We start from the raw sequence: 16,115 nt of genomic DNA on the forward strand, positions 1-16,115 counted from the left end.
GCCCTTTTAGTCGTCATATTTTTCATTCAGTTGATGCCAAGCATAGCCCCGGCCATCGGGAAAGATGGCAATCACGCGATCAACGCCATCCTTGATATTTTTCTCACCCAGAAAGGCGATGGCTTCGCCCTCTTCCAAGGCATAACCAATGGCCTGGGCATCGAAACAGTCAAACCAGCCGGGGGCCACAAGCGGCGTCGCACGGTCGTAAACCTCGAAGGTTTCGGTCAGCATGGCCAGCGACATTGTGGTGGTGAAACAGCCCCGAAAGCGCAGCGGAGAGCTGTCGCTGTCAATCCCGTCAAACTGGTCATAAATCACCGTTTCAGGTTGGCCGGTGACCACATTGGTCATCCGCAATTCCGTATCCGCCGCGGCAGGTTCATAGAACGCGTAAAGCTGGGTGTAATAGACCACAGCCCCAAAAATGAGGGAGGATGCGATAATCATGATACCAAGAAGTTTTCCGCTCATTTGCCTTTTGCCGCCTGTCTTGCTGGATTACGCCTGATCCGCCACATATCCACCGGCGCCGGTCTGCACAAAGGCATCAGCGCAAAGTTTTGCCAGCGCACGGACGCGGCCAATGTAAGCCTGACGTTCGGTGACCGAGATCACCCCGCGCGCGTCGAGCAGGTTAAAGAGGTGCGAGGCCTTGATGCATTGGTCATAAGCCGGGTGGGCCATGATGATGCGCTTGCCGGTCTTGGGGTCGATATGGTCTTGGTCGAGGATCTTCTGGCACTCGACCTCGGCCTCTTCGAATTGCTTGAGCAGCACATCCGTATTGGCAATATCAAAGTTCCAGCGTGCGTATTCTTCTTCGGTCTGCTTGAACACGTCGCCATAGCTCAGCGGGATCAGCGCATCGGGGGCGTTGAACGGCATGTCCATCACGTGATCGACGCCCAGAATATACATGGCCAGACGCTCCAGACCATAGGTCAGCTCACCCGAGACGGGTTTGCAATCATGCCCGCCGACCTGCTGGAAATAGGTGAACTGGCTGACTTCCATCCCGTCGCACCAGACTTCCCAGCCCAGCCCCCAGGCGCCCAGCGTCGGGCTTTCCCAGTCATCCTCGACAAAGCGGATGTCATGCATCGCCATATCAACGCCGATTGCCTCAAGGCTGCCCAGATAGAGCTCTTGCAGATTGGGCGGGCTGGGTTTGATCAGCACCTGATACTGATAGTAATGCTGCAACCGGTTCGGGTTTTCACCATACCGCCCATCGGTCGGACGGCGGGAAGGCTGCACATAGGCGGCCGCCCAGGGTTTTGATCCCAACGAGCGCAGCGTGGTCGCCGGGTGAAACGTGCCCGCGCCAACTTCCATGTCATAAGGCTGCATCACCGCACAGCCCTTTTGCGCCCAGTAATTCTGAAGCCGCAGGATGATTTCCTGAAAGCTCTGCGGTTTCGTGTCAGCTTGGCCCATATCCGTCGCCCATCAGATCAATTCAACTTGGCCCCTCAATAGGCATTGGGCCACACAGGGTCAATCTTGCATCGGACATTGCATCCCGGTTATTGACCTATCCCCGCCGGGTTGTGTTACTTGCCACAAGCAAATTCAATAAAGCCGTTTGCGACCGCCCCAAACACAGCGGCGCCCCAAGGCCAACGAGGACCCATGAAAACTCTTTTCACTTCAGTCATGATTGCCGGCAGTACAGCCCTGACAACCCTTCCCCTTGCCCCGACCATTGCCCAGGCCCAGGCCCTTTCCCAGGCCACGCAGAACCAGAACGCGATATGGATCCAGATCGAAGCCCATCCCAGCCTGCGCGAAGCCAAAGAGCGGGTGCGCGGTTATGCCGGTCAGATTGACGGGGTGAACGGATTTCGTGTGGGCGGCAACTGGTACGCAATTGTTCTGGGGCCCTACACGCAGGCAGCGGCAGATCTTCAACTGCGCAACCTGCGGCGCCAGGGGGTCATCCCCAGCGACAGTTTCCTTGTGCGGTCGCGCGATCTGCGCCAACAATTCTGGCCGGTCGGCCTGAGCGCCACCTCGCAAACCCCTCCTGCCAGCCTGCCCACACCAGACACCGCCCCCACAACCGAGGCCACCGCCCCGGCAACCCCGGCCCCACCCTCCCCCCTGCCTTCAACCCTTCCCGATGAAACAAAGCGCGAAGCACAGGTGAGCGAACAACGTCTGACCCGGGACGAGCGGATGGATCTGCAACGGGCGTTGCAATTTGCGGGGTTCTATTCCTCGGGCATTGATGGCGCATTTGGCCGCGGGACCCGTCGCTCGATGGCCGCATGGCAGGAGGCGCGCGGGTATGAACCCACAGGTATCCTGACCACCCGACAACGCGCCGCCGTGATGGCCGAACGCCAGACCGTGCTCGACAGCATCGGCCTTGCCGACCATGAAGACAAGGAAGCCGGCATCAGCATCTCGCTGCCAAAGGCGGTGGTGGATTTTGACCGCTATGAAGCCCCTTTTGTCCATTTCAAATCCCGCGACGGAAGTGCTGCAAAAGTGGTTCTGATCAGCCAGTCCGGCAATCAGGACACGCTGTTTGGCCTATACGATATCCTGCAAACCCTTGAAATCGTGCCCGAAGATGGGCCGCGAAACCGCAAGGACGGTGAATTCACCTTGCAAGGGGAAAACGCCGAGATCATCTCGCACACCTATGCGAAACTGCTTGATGGAAGTGTAAAAGGCTTTACGCTGGTCTGGCCCAAAGGGGATGAGAAACGCCGTCAGCTGGTGTTGAACGAAATGCTGCAGAGCTTCCGTTCGCTCGGGGAAACGGCGCTTGCTGACAATGCCGGTCTGGAGGCCGCGGTGCAGGATATCGACCTGCTGTCCGGGCTGGAAATCCGACGCGCCGACACATCCCGGTCGGGATTTTTCGTGGATAAAACCGGCATGATCGTGACCACTGCCGACGCGGTTGCAGGGTGCCGCAGGATCTCGGTCGATGACACCTATGATGCCACCGTTCTGGCACAGGATACGGCCGCCGGGCTGGCCCTTCTGAAACCCGAAAGTGCACAGGCCCCGCAGGCCGTGGCTACGTTTCTGACCTCACAACCGCGTCTGGGCAGCGATATTGCCGTGGCGGGTTACTCCTATGAAGGGCGGCTGGGCAGCCCAAGCACAAGCTTTGGCACCCTGTCGGACCTCGCTGGGCTGAACGGGCAGCCCCACCTGAACCGTCTGGCCGTCCGCACCCTTCCCGGAGACACCGGAGGACCCGTTCTTGACGCAGGGGGCGCGGTGATGGGAATGCTGCTTGCGCGCGATGACAGCACGGGGCGCAGCCTTCCTGAGGATGTTCAGTTTGCGCTGGATGCCGGTTCCGTAGCTGAGTTCCTGGCCGCCAACGGCGTGATCCCGCAGGCCACCGACGCGCTGGCGTCCATGGATCCGGTCGACATCTCCGCGCTTGCGTCAGATATGACGGTTCTGGTCAGCTGTTGGAAATAACCCCAGATACCTGACCAACATGAAACCCCCGGCCAGTTGGTGCGGGGGTTTCATGTTGGTGAGGCCGCAAATTCGGCAGGGATTTCTGGTGGCACACGTCGCGCACCTGACACGGCCCCTCGCCTTTTCAAAGCTGGGCGGCACCCGGCCTTCCTCGACCCCCGCAATATCTGTGACCAGAAAAAGGGAGGTCAGCCCCGGAGCACCTCGGGGGTCACATGGATCAGGGTCGGACCATCCGCAGTGAAGGCGGCGTTTACGGTTTCAATCAAGGCCGCCAGAGAGCCGGGCTTTTCGGCAAACGCACCATAGGCCCGCGCAAGGGCGCAGAAATCGGGGTTGCGGACACGCACCGAACCGGGGGCAATCTGGCGCCCGACCATGCAATCCTCGATTTCATTCAGCTTGCCGTTGTCCCAAAGCAGAATTGGCAATGCGAGCCCCAGCTCAACCGCGACCCCAAGTTCCTGCAGGGTGAACTGGAACCCGTAATCCCCAGCAATCGCCAGCACAGGCAGATCCGGTCGCCCGATTTTACCCCCAATCGCGGCGGGCAGCGCATAGCCCAGCGCCCCAAAGCCCGACGGGTGATGCCAATGACCGGGACGGTCCAGCGGCCAGACCTCATTGGCGACATAGGCAAACTGGGTCATATCCGAAAAGATCATGGTCTCGTCGGGGATGGCGGGACCAAGCCGTTCACAGATGGGCAGGATATCCGGTCGCTCCTGATCCGCTTCGAGATGAAACCGCGCCCGGGCCTGAATCACTTCGGCCTGGCTCCATCCTGTCGAGCATTTGGCATGTCCATCCAAAAGCGCCCGCAGATCTTCGAGAAACGGGCCCGCATCCCCCAGGATCGGCAGGTCGGCGCGATGGTCATCCGCCAGCACCATGGGATCCAGATCCACCCGGATCATCGGGGCCTCATGGCCCAGCCTGTCCCGCCACAGATCCGTTTCACTAAGTTCCGTGCCAATCGCCACAATCAGATCTGCCTTGGCGATCTCCTGCACACTGTCCGGGCGCGGCAGGATCGGACCATAGGCAAGAGGGGCATTGTCCGCGATCACCCCATGCCCCGCAACGGTGCAGATGCTGGCCGCCCCGGTCAGCTCTACCAATGTGCGCGCCGCATCGGCACCTTCGATGGCCCCGCCACCAAAGATGAAAAGCGGGCGCTGCGCCCCCAGCAGCCATTCCGCTACGGCGGCAACCTGTTCAGGAGAGGCCAGTGGCCGGGCGGGCAGAACCCCGCTTTCAGGGGCCTGGGCGGATCTTTGGGCCAGGGCGTTCACCGGGATCTGAATATGTTTCGGTCTGGGTCGGCGGGTGGCAAACTCCATCATCGCGCGATCAATCAGGCGATAGGCAGAGGGGGCATCCATTGCCGTATGTGACCAGTCGCAGACGGTGGCGGCGGCGGCCTCCTGATCCTTCATTTCATGCAGACGCCCGCGCCCCATCCCCAGATCCTCAGGGTTCAGGCAGGACGAGATTGCCAGCACCGGCACACTATCGGAATAGGACTGTCCCAAAGCCGTCATCGCATTGCACAGCCCCGGCCCGGTGATCAGGTAACAGACCCCCGGCTGGCCCGTCGCACGCGCATAGCCATCTGCCATGAAGCCTGCGCCCTGTTCGTGGCAGGCCAGAACAGGGGTAATGCCAGCCTCATCAAGCCCCCGGTACATCTCGATATTATGCACCCCCGGAATGGCAAAGATCACCTCGACCCCACGTGATTTCAACATGTGGGAGATCTGCGCACCCAGTGGTTTCTCAAGGGTTGAGTTGTGACTCATGCGGTATCCTCCGGCCGGTCCACACGTGGGACCTCAGCCTCTCCAGAATTGCGGTGTAAACAAGACAAAAACGGCCAGCAGTTCCAGCCGGCCAATCAGCATCGTGATTGCCAGCACCCATTTTGCGACATCATTCAGGCCCGAGAAATTGCCCGACGGCCCGATCTGGTCGCCCAGCCCCGGCCCGATATTGGCCACGGCGGTGGCCGCACCGGAAACCGATGTGATGAAATCCAGCCCGGTCAAGCCTAGCAGGATCGACACGATCCCCAAGGTCACGACGAAAAAGACAAAAAAGCTCATCACTGACGAAAGCACCTCTTCATCCACGCGTTTGCCCGCGTAACGCGGGGAAAACAGCCCGTGGGGGGAGTGGATGGACCGGATCTGGGCCTTGATCGAGGAAATCAGCAACTGGTAGCGGAAGATCTTGACCGAACAGGCGGTGGACCCCGCACATCCCCCGATCAGCCCCAGAAAGAAAAACGCCACCACGGGGAAGGTGCCCCAGAGCTGATAATCCACCGAGGCATAGCCCGTGCCGCTGATGATCGAGGTCACATTGAAGATCCCTTCACGAAAGCCGTGCTCCATATGGTCGCCATTGGCAAACAGGCGGTAAAGCGTCATCACGATGGTGATCAGAAAAATCGTGGCAAGATAGGCGCGGACCTGCGTGTCGCGCAGGATCGGTTTAGCGGTGCCGGACACCAGCTGGATGTAGCGCACAAAGGGCAGGCTCGCGAGGATCATGAAAACCGAGGCCACATATTCCGCCACCCCCTGAAACGCCCCGAAAGACGCATCGCGGGTCGAGAACCCACCGGTCGAAATCGTGGTCATTGCGTGGACAACCGCATCAAAGGTGTCCATCCCCACCGCCAGGTAACTTAATACGCAGGCAATGGTCAGACTGATGTAGATCCATGAGATCCGACCGGAGATTTCCGCTGCGCGGGGCAGGACTTTTCCCATTGTGTCAAAGGCTTCAGAGCGGAAGATCTGCATTCCCCCCACGCGCAGCTCGGGCAGGAACACCATGGCCACAACAATGATGCCGATGCCGCCGAACCATTGCAGCAGCCCCCGCCAGAACAGGATCCCGCGCGGCATGTCATCAAGACCGGAAAACACCGTCGCCCCGGTTGTGGTCAGGCCCGACATTGCCTCAAAAAACGCATCCACGGGCCGCGCGTCCAGTTCGGACAACATGAAGGGAAGCGCCCCGAACATGGGCAGGGCCAGCCAGACACCGGTGGTCAGCAGAAAGGTCTGCTGGATCGACAGCCCGCGCCCCACCCCATTGGCCGAGGCCAGCGCCATCGAGCCGCCCACAAGCATGGTCAGAAGGGCGCTTTCCAGAAACACAAGCCAGTCAGCACTGCCATAATGCAGGTCAATCCCCATCGGGATCAGCATGGAAAAGCCAAGCGCCAGAAGCAAAAGGCCGGTCACATAGGCCACGGGACGAAGGTCAAACATGGGCGCAGGGTTGGCCTTGCGACGCCCGGGTGTCAAGCGCGAAGCGCAGGGCAGGACCTGACAAACGGCACCACACCCTTACTGCAGTCCGCATAAAGCGTTTCAGGATAAACTTGAACCACATGCCTATGCCGAAACGCCCACGACATGGATATCCCTTGCGGCGCTTCGCCTTTCCCTGTCTCAGGGGAACGTCGCCCCACTCAAAGCGGGGAAAATAGGTCAGATCGCCCGACACGCCCCCCCACAGCATCGCACCTCCGCCCTGCAAGCGGGCGCAATCTTGTGCAAAGATCGGATAATTCAGCCGACGTGGAACAGGGTGGAAAAGAGTTTAGGATCCAGCGATTGCGCCTCGAACGTCTCTCCTTCTGTCAGGATCGAGACAGCATCATGACTGTGCAGGCTTTCCTGGTGACTGGCCACAACGCGGAAATCACCGATCCGGGGATCAAGCTGCAACTGCTCACAAAACAACCGGGTCGCATCCTCGACAAAAATCGGGTTGGCCGCGTTCAGCTCGGCAAAGGCCTGTTCATCTTCGCGCTTCACCATCACCTGTGTCTCGGTCGGCACCGCAATACGACACATGTCGATCAGATCCTCGAACCAGAGCGTATTGCCCGGCTGATGGATTTTCTCGACCGAAATCCGCGCCACGGATCGCTGCGAATGCGGCGTGGCGAGCTGACCGCGCGACTGGCGCGCATGTTCGGACAGTTCCAGCGAACAGGGGCAGGTCGAGGAATAGACATAATCGAGATGCAGGAACTTGCGACGCTTGCCGTGATGTTCAAACAGCTCCAGCGCAATGTCGTAATATTGGTATCCCATCAGGCCAGAACGCAGGCTTTCCACCTTGGCAGGATAGGAAAATCGCATCTCGATCCGCGCATCCAGGCTTTCCAGATCCGCCTTGTAGTCATCCAGCGCATGTTCGATCACGTCAAAGCTGAACGTCTTTTCCGCATGGGCATAGAAGCTGCGCATGATGCGCGACATGTTGATGCCCTTCTTGCCGGCCTCAAGGCTGACCGTGCCGGTCACCGAGGTTTCCAGCGTGAGGTCAGAACCGTCGCGGGTGTGATAGCGGATTGGCAGGCGGAAATTGGAAATGCCCACATGCTGAATATGCCGTTTGGCGCCCTGAATCAGGCTGGCCGGTCCGTTCTGCAGGTCGGGCATGGACGCCTTGTAATCCGCATCCGGGGTGAATTCGTCCGGGTATGTGCGTCTGAGAGCGGGATAGTTTGACACCTCGCCCCCCGGCAGAAGACGGGCAATCGAGGGGTCAAGTGCGGCAACCTCAACCGGATCCGCAGCCTCGGCCCACGCGCGTAAAGTGGCCAGCGCCTCTTCGGCGCTCGCCCTATCAACATTGTTTTTCGATCCGCGTTTCATCTGATTCATCGCGGCCCCCGCATCTATCGCACGCCTAAGTCTAACCGTTTTGCCACTAAAATGCCAAACCGGCAGGGCAGGATGCGACAAATCAGACCGCGTTTAAGCCACGTTCAAGGTCGGCAATCAGGTCGTCCACGTCTTCCAGACCGATGGACAGGCGCACCAGCCCATCGGAAATGCCCAGCATATCCTTTTGTTCCTGCGGCAGACGCTGGTGGGTTGTTGTGGCCGGATGGGTGGCGATGGATTTGGCGTCCGCAAAGTTGTTCGAGATGATGAAGATCTCCAATGCGTTGAGGAAGCGGAAACACGCCTCTTTGCCGCCTTTCACCTCAATCGCCAGCACGGTACCGCCCGAAGGGGATTGTTCCATCGCAATTGCGTGTTGCGGGTGCGAGGGGTGCTGCGGATAGCTCATCCGGCTGAGTTTCGGATGATCCGCAAGCGCCTCGGCCACCTGCATGGCGGCGGCGGCCTGTGCGCGCACGCGCAGGTCCAGCGTCTCAAGCGCCTTCAGATGGGTCCAGGCGGCAAACGGGTTGATCGCGCCCCCGGTGTGTTTCACGTAGGTCTCAATCGGGCCACGGATCAGTTCGCGCGAGCCGCAAATGGCCCCGCCGAGCATCCGCCCCTGCCCGTCCACATGTTTCGTGGTGGAATAAACCACCAGATCCGCCCCCAGTTTGGCGGCGTAGGAGAAGACCGGGGTGGGCATGGCATTGTCCACCACAACCAGCGCGCCATTCGCGTGGGCCAGCTTGATCACATGGGCGAGATCAATCACTTCCAGGGTTGGGTTGGAAATGGCTTCAAGGAACACCACCTTGGTGTCGGGACGAATGGCGGCCTCCCATTCGGCATTATCCGTGCCGTCGACCAGCGTGATCTCGACCCCAAAGCGGCCCAGCACCTCTTCGAGCACATAAAGGCAGGCCCCAAACAGTGCGCGCGAGGACACCACGTGGTCGCCCGCCTTGGTCAGCGCCATCAGCGCAGCATTGACGGCAGCCATGCCGGACGCACAGGCGAAGGCGTCTTCCGTGCCTTCGATCGCTGCGATCCGGTCTTCGAACATGCGGTTGGTGGGGTTGCCGTAGCGGGCATAGATGAATTCGTCCGGGCCACTTTCGATAAAACGCGCCTCGGCGGCCTCGGCGGTGTCATAGACGAAGGCCTGGGTCATGAACATCGCCTCGGACAGTTCGTTATACTGGCTGCGACGGGTGCCGCCATGCACGGCCTCGGTGCGTTTTCCCCATTTTGTCATCGCGTGTTCCTTTCACACAATAAAGCCCCCACCGCTGATGAGCGTCGGGGGCTGACACGGCATTCGCCTTCATTCCCTGACCTCTTTAGCAGAATTATTTTACGTGGCCCGCAATCCGGTGAACAAATCGCCACGCAGGTTCCCTAACGGCTGGGGCATTTTTCGTCAAGGGGCTCTGCCCCTCGCGCGTTGCGCTCACCCCGGGATATTTAGGGCAAGAGGAAGAGGGCGGCAGGTCATGTGCCGCTGTTTTCCTCATCCGTGCCGTAGCGTTTGAACAACCCGCTTTGGGTGGCGAAAAAGGCGATGGTGCCCAGGGGCAGGCCAAAGGTTTTGAAATTGACCCAGGCATCGGTGGACATCATGCGCCAGATCACCTCATTGGCGACGGCAAGCCCGAGGAAAAACAGGGCCAGACGTTTGGTGAGGATCATCCACCCCTCGCGCTCCAGTGGCAGGGCGGCATCAAGCACGCTTTCCAGATAGCTTTGCCCGCGCATCAGGCCAAATCCGAGGATACCGGCAAAGAGCAGGTAGATGATGGTAGGTTTCATCTTGAAGAACCGTTCATCATTGAACCAGATCGACAGGCCCCCGAAGACAACCACCAGCACCAGCGTCACGATCTGCATCTTTGACAGGTGACCGGTGAGTTTCCACATGGCGAGCGTGGCCGCGATCAGAACCGGAATGAACAGGGCCGTTACGGCGACAAAGCCGGAATACTCGGTGCCCGCGACCAGAAAGCTTTGGTCCTTGAGGAAGGTATAGGCCACGAAGAACAGAACAATCGGCCCGTATTCCAACGCGGTTTTCAGGGTTGGGTTCACGGGGGGCGTCGGGTCGGTCATGGGGCCTGGTCCTATTTGTGGTCTTTGGGGGAATGTGAGGGGCGGTGGCGCGGAAGGCAAGTGGTGGGAGGGTACTTTCCCGTGATCCGAGGGATTAGACCTTTATCCGCCCATTTCCACCAACACGGCGCCCGCGGCAATCAAAGCCATCATGAACACGCGGCGCGGGCCAACCTTTTCTTTGAGAACCACCCATCCGATCAGCGCGGCAAAGACGGTGGAGGTTTCGCGCAGCACCGCCGCTTCGCCCACCTTGTCCAGCCGCGTGGCCAGCATGATTGATCCGAAGCTGGCATAGGCAATGAAGGCGCCCAGCACACCTCTCCCCATAAGCGGGGCCAGCGCGGGGCGATTTGGCATGTTCCACCAGCGGATCCCGGCAATCACCGGCATGAAGAACCCATCGATAAAGAAGAACCAGGCGAGGAAGGTAAACGGATCGGCGGTGGCGCGGATCCCGTAGGCGTCGATTGTGGTATAGCCCGCCACGAACAACCCGGTCACCACGGCCATCGCAAGTGCCGGTTTGAGCTGCGCACGGCCCAATTGCCAATGTCTGAGATTATACCAGCCCAGCGCATAGATCCCGGCCAGAAGGACAAACACGCCGAGCCATTGCATCGCCGAGTAGCTTTCCCCGAACACAATCCCCGCCCCCAGCACGGTAAAGAGCGGCCCGGTGCCACGCACCACCGGGTAGACAACGGTATAGGAGCCCAGCACATAGGTGTAGCTTTGCGCGAGCTTATAGCCCACATGGACAAGCCAGATCACGGCAAAGAGCGGCCACATATGCGGCTCAGGCCAAGGCACGACAAAAAGAGCGAAGGGGGCGGCGATCAGGCCATAAGACAGGTCAATTGCGCCGCGCGAAAGCCAGGGGTCATGGCGCCCCTTCTGCAATGCGCCAAAGAGCGCGTGCAGGAACGCAGCCATCAGCGCAAGCCCCAAGGCAAGATTGTGCCCGGCCTGCGTTCCTTCGAGAGAGATCAGCCAGTTGCTCATGTTCTGCACTGGGGGCGCTGCCCCCATACCCCCGGGATATTTAAGGCAAGAGGAAGATCAGTTGCGAATACCGATCAGGGCGTTTGCGAACTCTTCCGGATCAAACGGGGCGAGGTCGTCGATCTGTTCCCCCACGCCAATCGCGTGAATTGGCAGGGCAAATTTATCCGCCAGCGCCACGAGCACGCCCCCTTTTGCAGTGCCGTCCAGTTTGGTCATGACAAGGCCCGAGACATCGGCGAGCTTTTGGAACGTTTCGACCTGGCTGAGCGCGTTTTGCCCGGTGGTCGCGTCGAGCACAAGCAGGGTGTTATGCGGTGCAGTCTCGTCTTTTTTCTTGATCACCCGCACGATCTTGGCCAGCTCCTCCATCAGGTCGGTGCGGTTTTGCAAACGCCCCGCCGTGTCGATCATCAGAAGGTCGGCGCCGTCGGCTTCGGCTTTGGTCATCGCGTCAAATGCCAAGGAGGCGGGATCAGAGCCTTCGGGCGCGGTCAGCACGGGAACGCCAGCGCGATCGCCCCAGACCTGGAGCTGTTCGACCGCGGCTGCGCGGAACGTGTCACCTGCGGCAATCACCACCTTTTTGCCGGCTGCGGTAAACTGGCTGGCAAGTTTGCCGATTGTGGTGGTTTTGCCGGCGCCATTCACCCCCACCACCAGCACCACCTGCGGGCGTTTAGGGTAAATCGGCAGCGGCACGGCGACCGGATCCATGATCCGGGCGACTTCACCAGCCAGCACGGATTTGATCTCGTCCACCGACAGTTTCTTGCCGAAATGAGAGGCGGAAATATTGGCCGTTACACGCATGGCGGTGTCGACGCCCATATCAGACGTGATCATCAGGTCTTCAAGCTCTTCCAGCATGTCATCATCCACCATGCGGCGGGTGACGGTGCCTGCGGCAGAGGAGGAGCGGCCCAGCATCCGACCGATGAGGCCGGGTTTATTGGTGGGTTCGTTGGCGGGTTTCGCCCCGCTCTCCGGCTGGGCAGTCGAGGCGGTCCCGGAGGGGTCCGGGTTCGCGTCAACCACCGGGTCCGGCGTTGCTTCCAGGGTCTTTTCCGGGGGGAGCTGATCCGGTTCGGGGGCGGGGTCTGGGGTGGCGTCTGTTTGAACCGGCAGTTCTGCGGCAACATCCGCAACCACATCTTCCTCGCCGCCCTCATCTACAATGGCTTCCAACCCCTGTTCCAGTTTGGACGAGGATTTGAACAACCGATCCTTGAGCTTTGAGAAAAACGCCATGACTGCCTCCGCTTGCTTTCCCTCACCTAAGCCAGAATGCACCGATTTGAAAGGGGTATGGCGCGGCGCGGATCGGGGTGATTTGCTTTTCGCCAAAGAATTGCTACACGAGGCGCATGAAAACCCATGTGCACCCTTTCTCCAATCCCCTTCTGAACGAAGATCTGGACGCCTTTCTTGCGGATGAGAACGCCCGCGTGCAGCGGTTGCAACGGGGCGATGAGGTGTACTGGGCCAAGAAATGCGAGACCCTGTCGCTGAAATGGCGCCTGCAAAAGGGTGACCCGGCGGCGGCTTTCAAAGCGGATCTCATGGGGCTTCGGGCCTTGCGGGACGCGGGGATTTCCGTGCCGTACGTGATTGCAGAGGGCGAGGATTTTCTGGTGATGAGAGACAGCGGCCCGGCCCTGTCAGGGTTGCTGCGCCACCAAAAAAGCACATTGGAAGACCGCACCCGCGCAATGAAAGCCGCCGGGCGCGAACTCGCCCTGCTGCATGGCAAGGGATTGTCGCATGGCCGGCCAGCCATCAAGGATATGTGCTGGGATGGGCACCGGCTGACGCTGCTGGATTTTGAACGGTTCTCGCCCCGGCGCAACACGCCCAAGGGGCATATGCAGGACCTGATCATCTGGACCCATAGCTGCTTTGCCTTCACCCAAAAGAACCTGCCGGAAATCGACGCTGGCCTGGCCGCCTATCGTGACGGCGATCAGGCCGGGATCTGGGACATGGCCGCCAAATGGGCGCGGCGTCATCGCTGGGTCGATCTGGCGACAAAGCCGCTGCAATGGGGTTCACGCCGCGGCACAAGAGAGTTCAAGGCGATCCCCCTGACCCTGCAGGCGTTCGGCGTCTCGCGCTGAGCCGGGCCGCGCTGAAGCTGAGCTTAGCTCGCACCGCGATTTTCAAAGCGCGGCAGGGTCTTATGCAGGCAGCCCGCCCATGAGGATCAAAGCCTGCCCGGCAATATAGAACCCCCAGATCAGGATACCGGCCAGCCTGCGGCGGGGATCTGTGTCGGTCATGCGAAACAGTTCCACCGCCAGGATCAGATCCGACAGGATAAAAAGCGCAGCCCCCAGGGTGCTGGCTCCAAGCGGCACCAGCAGCACCGACAGGCCCATGACACCGATCACCAAGACATAAAGGCGCACGGGCCAGGTCAGCGGGCCCGTATGCGGGGTCAGCCACAGCTCGGTCGAGAGGACCAGAGCGATGAGAGCGATGGCGGGAATGGGGGCCACCGAGAAAACCTCCCACAAAGGGACATTCGCCAGCGCGAGGAAATGCAGGATGTAAAGCACATGGGCCAGCGCAAACGCGGACAACCCGTAAAGGAAGGCGCTATCCCCGTCGCGCGACAGCCCGAAATCCCCCAGCGCCGACAGGAACAGCCCCGCCACCAGAAAGGCAGGCACGCCGGTCAGAAACCCGGCCAAGGCAAACAGCAACAGCGGCAGTGTCTTGTGGATCGAGCGGCGCCAACTGGGTGCGCCATTGGTGTAGGGCAGATAGGCCAGCGCGATGGCCAGGCCAAGATAAAGCGGTGCAAGTGTCATGGCCCCAGCGATGCGCAACCGATGGGTGTGGGTCAAGTGGAACGTGAGGGAAAGATGAGGGCTTTGCCCACCAGTCCGAAGTGTTTGCCCCCCGGAATGTTTGGAACAAGAAAAAAGGGGCGCCGGACATGGCACCCCTTAAATGGCGTTTGACTGCATTTGCCCGCGGGATCAGACCTCGTCCGGGAAATGCTTCATCGTCAGACGGATCGGGTTCGGTGCGGCCTGGCCCAGACCACAGATGGAGGCATCCACCATGGTGGCGCTCAGCTCTTCCAGCAGGGCCTGATCCCATTTCTCCGCCTGCATCAGCTTCACGGCCTTTTCACAGCCCACACGACAGGGGGTGCATTGACCGCAGCTTTCATCCTCGAAAAAGCGCAGCATATTAAGCGCGGCATCCCGAGCACTGTCCTGATCGGACAGGACCACCACCGCCGCAGAGCCGATAAAACTGCCATGCGGCTGCAGCATATCAAAATCGAGCGGGATATCCGCCATCGACGCAGGCAGCAGGCCAGAGGACGGGCCACCCGGCTGATACGCCTTGAAACTATGCCCATCAAGCATGCCACCGGCGGCCTCGATGATATCGGTGATGGTGGAGCCTGCCGGCAGAAGATGCACACCGGGGGCCTTGACCCGACCGGACACGGAGTAGGACCGCAATCCTTTGCGGCCGTTCTTTTCCACCGATGTCAGGATCTCTGGCCCTTCACGCAGGATGCGGGCAACCCAAAGCAGGGTTTCGACGTTATGCACAAGGGTCGGACGGTTGAAGATCCCCACCTGCGCCACAAAAGGCGGACGGTGGCGCGGCTCGCCGCGTTTGCCCTCGATCGATTCGATCATCGCGCTTTCTTCGCCGCAGATATAGGCCCCTGCCCCGCGGCGCAGCTCGATATAACCGGGGTCAACCAGCCCGGCATCTTCCAACGCCTTGATTTCATTTGCGAGAATTTTGAGAACCGCCGGGTATTCGTCGCGCATATAGATGAAACAGGTCTCAGCCTCGACCGCCCATGCGGAGATCAGCATGCCTTCCAGCATCAGATGCGGGGTGCGTTCGAGATAATACCGGTCCTTGAAGGTGCCGGGCTCCCCCTCATCGCCGTTGACAGCAAGATAGCGCGGCCCTTCATTGGCGCGCACAAAGCCCCATTTGGTGCCGGACGGAAAGCCCGCCCCACCAAGGCCGCGCAGCCCGGCAGAAAGCACCGTGTCCTGCACGTCTTTCCAGTCGCCGCCGGCGCGCAGCTTGGCAAGCTCGGCATATCCACCTTCAGCCTGATAGGCGCTAAGTGTTTGATAATCCGGGATATGAGCGTGAGTATCCCCGGCTTCAATCGCCGCCAGCACCTTTTCCGGTGTCGCGTGGTCAATATGGTTGTGGCCCAGTTCCAGAACCGGTGCGGTGTCGCAACGCCCCATGCAGGGCGCGCGCAGAACCCGCACCTCCTCAGCCTTCAGGCCCTCCTCAAGCGCCTTTTGCAACTGTTCGGCCCCGGCCAGTTCACAGGCCAGTGAATCACAGACGCGGATGGTCAGCGCGGGCGGAGGGGTCTCGCCTTCTTTCACGACATCGAAATGGGCATAGAAGCTGGCCACTTCGTAAATCTCGGCCTGACCGGTGCCAATCTCCTGCGCAAGGGCGCGGATATGGGCGGCGGAAAGATGGCCATATTGATCCTGGATGAGGTGCAGAAACTCGATCAACAGGTCACGACGACGCGGCCTATCCCCAAGTAATTCCTGAATTTCTTCCCATGCGACCGGGTCGATCTGGCGCCCCTTGGGCATCTTACGCCCCTTGCCGCGCGCATTCTTCCAGATCCCTTTTTTCTCATCCAAGGCCATTGCCCACTCCTAAAACCGTTCCGGGCAATCCTACCCTGCACGGTTCAGTGGACACATGTCAAAAACGACATAGACATAACGGATTGCGCACCGATCACCGCAAGGCGGGTTGCGTATTAAGCTCGTGGGATGGATTGCCTCGGCCGTGAAATTTCCCGATAGTCCCCCCGATTATCCC

At 60.1% G+C, this 16,115-nt stretch carries 13 protein-coding genes and 1 riboswitch; of the genes, 2 read left to right on the forward strand and 11 right to left on the reverse strand.

Annotated elements, in window-relative coordinates:
- Positions 1–6 precede the first annotated feature (6 nt).
- Positions 7–474: a DUF6446 family protein gene (locus AKJ29_RS08710; RefSeq protein ID WP_055189912.1), complete on the reverse strand. Its 468-nt coding sequence runs from the start codon at positions 472–474 to the stop codon at positions 7–9.
- Between the two features lie 27 nt (positions 475–501).
- Positions 502–1,440, reverse strand: a complete 939-nt coding sequence (locus AKJ29_RS08715; RefSeq protein ID WP_055189914.1) for a glycine--tRNA ligase subunit alpha — start codon at positions 1,438–1,440, stop codon at positions 502–504.
- Between the two features lie 195 nt (positions 1,441–1,635).
- Between AKJ29_RS08715 and AKJ29_RS08720 the strand changes: the two genes are divergently transcribed.
- Complete coding sequence (locus AKJ29_RS08720) at positions 1,636–3,453, forward strand: serine protease (RefSeq protein ID WP_074963780.1); 1,818 nt, start codon at positions 1,636–1,638, stop codon at positions 3,451–3,453.
- A 191-nt stretch (positions 3,454–3,644) separates the two neighbouring features.
- On the opposite strand, the gene AKJ29_RS08725 is transcribed toward AKJ29_RS08720, so the two are convergent.
- The 7 genes from AKJ29_RS08725 to ftsY form a co-directional block, all read right to left on the reverse strand.
- Complete coding sequence (locus AKJ29_RS08725) at positions 3,645–5,258, reverse strand: 5-guanidino-2-oxopentanoate decarboxylase (protein WP_074963779.1); 1,614 nt, start codon at positions 5,256–5,258, stop codon at positions 3,645–3,647.
- A 33-nt stretch (positions 5,259–5,291) separates the two neighbouring features.
- Entirely contained in the window at positions 5,292–6,740 is a 1,449-nt protein-coding gene (locus tag AKJ29_RS08730) for a TrkH family potassium uptake protein (protein WP_055189916.1), read from the reverse strand.
- 303 nt (positions 6,741–7,043) lie between these two features.
- Positions 7,044–8,150, reverse strand: coding sequence for a GTP cyclohydrolase FolE2 (folE2, locus tag AKJ29_RS08735; RefSeq protein ID WP_055189918.1), 1,107 nt, complete (start codon positions 8,148–8,150; stop codon positions 7,044–7,046).
- A gap of 82 nt (positions 8,151–8,232) precedes the next feature.
- Positions 8,233–9,411 carry an O-succinylhomoserine sulfhydrylase gene (gene metZ, locus AKJ29_RS08740; protein ID WP_055189920.1) on the reverse strand — a complete coding sequence of 393 codons (1,179 nt, stop codon included), beginning with the start codon at positions 9,409–9,411 and terminating at the stop codon, positions 8,233–8,235.
- A gap of 64 nt (positions 9,412–9,475) precedes the next feature.
- Positions 9,476–9,555, reverse strand: a riboswitch (SAM riboswitch).
- Between the two features lie 92 nt (positions 9,556–9,647).
- On the reverse strand, positions 9,648–10,262 hold the full coding sequence (locus tag AKJ29_RS08745) for an inner membrane-spanning protein YciB (RefSeq protein ID WP_055189922.1): 615 nt from the start codon (positions 10,260–10,262) through the stop codon (positions 9,648–9,650).
- A 102-nt stretch (positions 10,263–10,364) separates the two neighbouring features.
- Positions 10,365–11,267 carry an EamA family transporter gene (locus AKJ29_RS08750; protein ID WP_055189924.1) on the reverse strand — a complete coding sequence of 301 codons (903 nt, stop codon included), beginning with the start codon at positions 11,265–11,267 and terminating at the stop codon, positions 10,365–10,367.
- A 57-nt stretch (positions 11,268–11,324) separates the two neighbouring features.
- Complete coding sequence (gene ftsY / locus AKJ29_RS08755; RefSeq protein ID WP_055189926.1) at positions 11,325–12,518, reverse strand: signal recognition particle-docking protein FtsY; 1,194 nt, start codon at positions 12,516–12,518, stop codon at positions 11,325–11,327.
- 116 nt (positions 12,519–12,634) lie between these two features.
- Here ftsY and AKJ29_RS08760 point away from each other — a divergent pair, with 116 nt between their 5' ends.
- The gene (locus tag AKJ29_RS08760; protein ID WP_055189928.1) at positions 12,635–13,384 is read left to right on the forward strand and encodes a BUD32 family EKC/KEOPS complex subunit; all 750 of its coding nucleotides are present in this window, start codon (positions 12,635–12,637) and stop codon (positions 13,382–13,384) included.
- Positions 13,385–13,444: 60 nt separating this feature from the next.
- On the opposite strand, the gene AKJ29_RS08765 is transcribed toward AKJ29_RS08760, so the two are convergent.
- Both AKJ29_RS08765 and AKJ29_RS08770 read right to left on the reverse strand, forming a co-directional pair.
- On the reverse strand, positions 13,445–14,080 hold the full coding sequence (locus tag AKJ29_RS08765) for a lysoplasmalogenase family protein (RefSeq protein ID WP_139231459.1): 636 nt from the start codon (positions 14,078–14,080) through the stop codon (positions 13,445–13,447).
- Between the two features lie 171 nt (positions 14,081–14,251).
- A complete protein-coding gene (locus AKJ29_RS08770; protein WP_055189932.1) occupies positions 14,252–15,937 on the reverse strand; it encodes an NAD(P)H-dependent oxidoreductase subunit E in 1,686 nt (561 codons plus the stop codon).
- Between the last annotated feature and the right edge of the window lie 178 nt (positions 15,938–16,115).

The organism is Aliiroseovarius crassostreae (assembly GCF_001307765.1).
Taxonomy (GTDB): Bacteria; Pseudomonadota; Alphaproteobacteria; order Rhodobacterales; family Rhodobacteraceae; genus Aliiroseovarius; species Aliiroseovarius crassostreae.

Bases quoted from the DNA above. Each gene is read 5' to 3' on its own strand.
- AKJ29_RS08710 (WP_055189912.1), bottom strand. From the start codon at position 474: ATGAGCGGAAAACTTCTTGGTATCATGATTATCGCATCCTCCCTCATT.
- AKJ29_RS08715 (WP_055189914.1), bottom strand. From the start codon at position 1,440: ATGGGCCAAGCTGACACGAAACCGCAGAGCTTTCAGGAAATCATCCTG.
- AKJ29_RS08720 (WP_074963780.1), top strand. From the start codon at position 1,636: ATGAAAACTCTTTTCACTTCAGTCATGATTGCCGGCAGTACAGCCCTG.
- AKJ29_RS08725 (WP_074963779.1), bottom strand. From the start codon at position 5,258: ATGAGTCACAACTCAACCCTTGAGAAACCACTGGGTGCGCAGATCTCC.
- AKJ29_RS08730 (WP_055189916.1), bottom strand. From the start codon at position 6,740: ATGTTTGACCTTCGTCCCGTGGCCTATGTGACCGGCCTTTTGCTTCTG.
- folE2 (WP_055189918.1), bottom strand. From the start codon at position 8,150: ATGAATCAGATGAAACGCGGATCGAAAAACAATGTTGATAGGGCGAGC.
- metZ (WP_055189920.1), bottom strand. From the start codon at position 9,411: ATGACAAAATGGGGAAAACGCACCGAGGCCGTGCATGGCGGCACCCGT.
- AKJ29_RS08745 (WP_055189922.1), bottom strand. From the start codon at position 10,262: ATGACCGACCCGACGCCCCCCGTGAACCCAACCCTGAAAACCGCGTTG.
- AKJ29_RS08750 (WP_055189924.1), bottom strand. From the start codon at position 11,267: ATGAGCAACTGGCTGATCTCTCTCGAAGGAACGCAGGCCGGGCACAAT.
- ftsY (WP_055189926.1), bottom strand. From the start codon at position 12,518: ATGGCGTTTTTCTCAAAGCTCAAGGATCGGTTGTTCAAATCCTCGTCC.
- AKJ29_RS08760 (WP_055189928.1), top strand. From the start codon at position 12,635: ATGAAAACCCATGTGCACCCTTTCTCCAATCCCCTTCTGAACGAAGAT.
- AKJ29_RS08765 (WP_139231459.1), bottom strand. From the start codon at position 14,080: ATGACACTTGCACCGCTTTATCTTGGCCTGGCCATCGCGCTGGCCTAT.
- AKJ29_RS08770 (WP_055189932.1), bottom strand. From the start codon at position 15,937: ATGGCCTTGGATGAGAAAAAAGGGATCTGGAAGAATGCGCGCGGCAAG.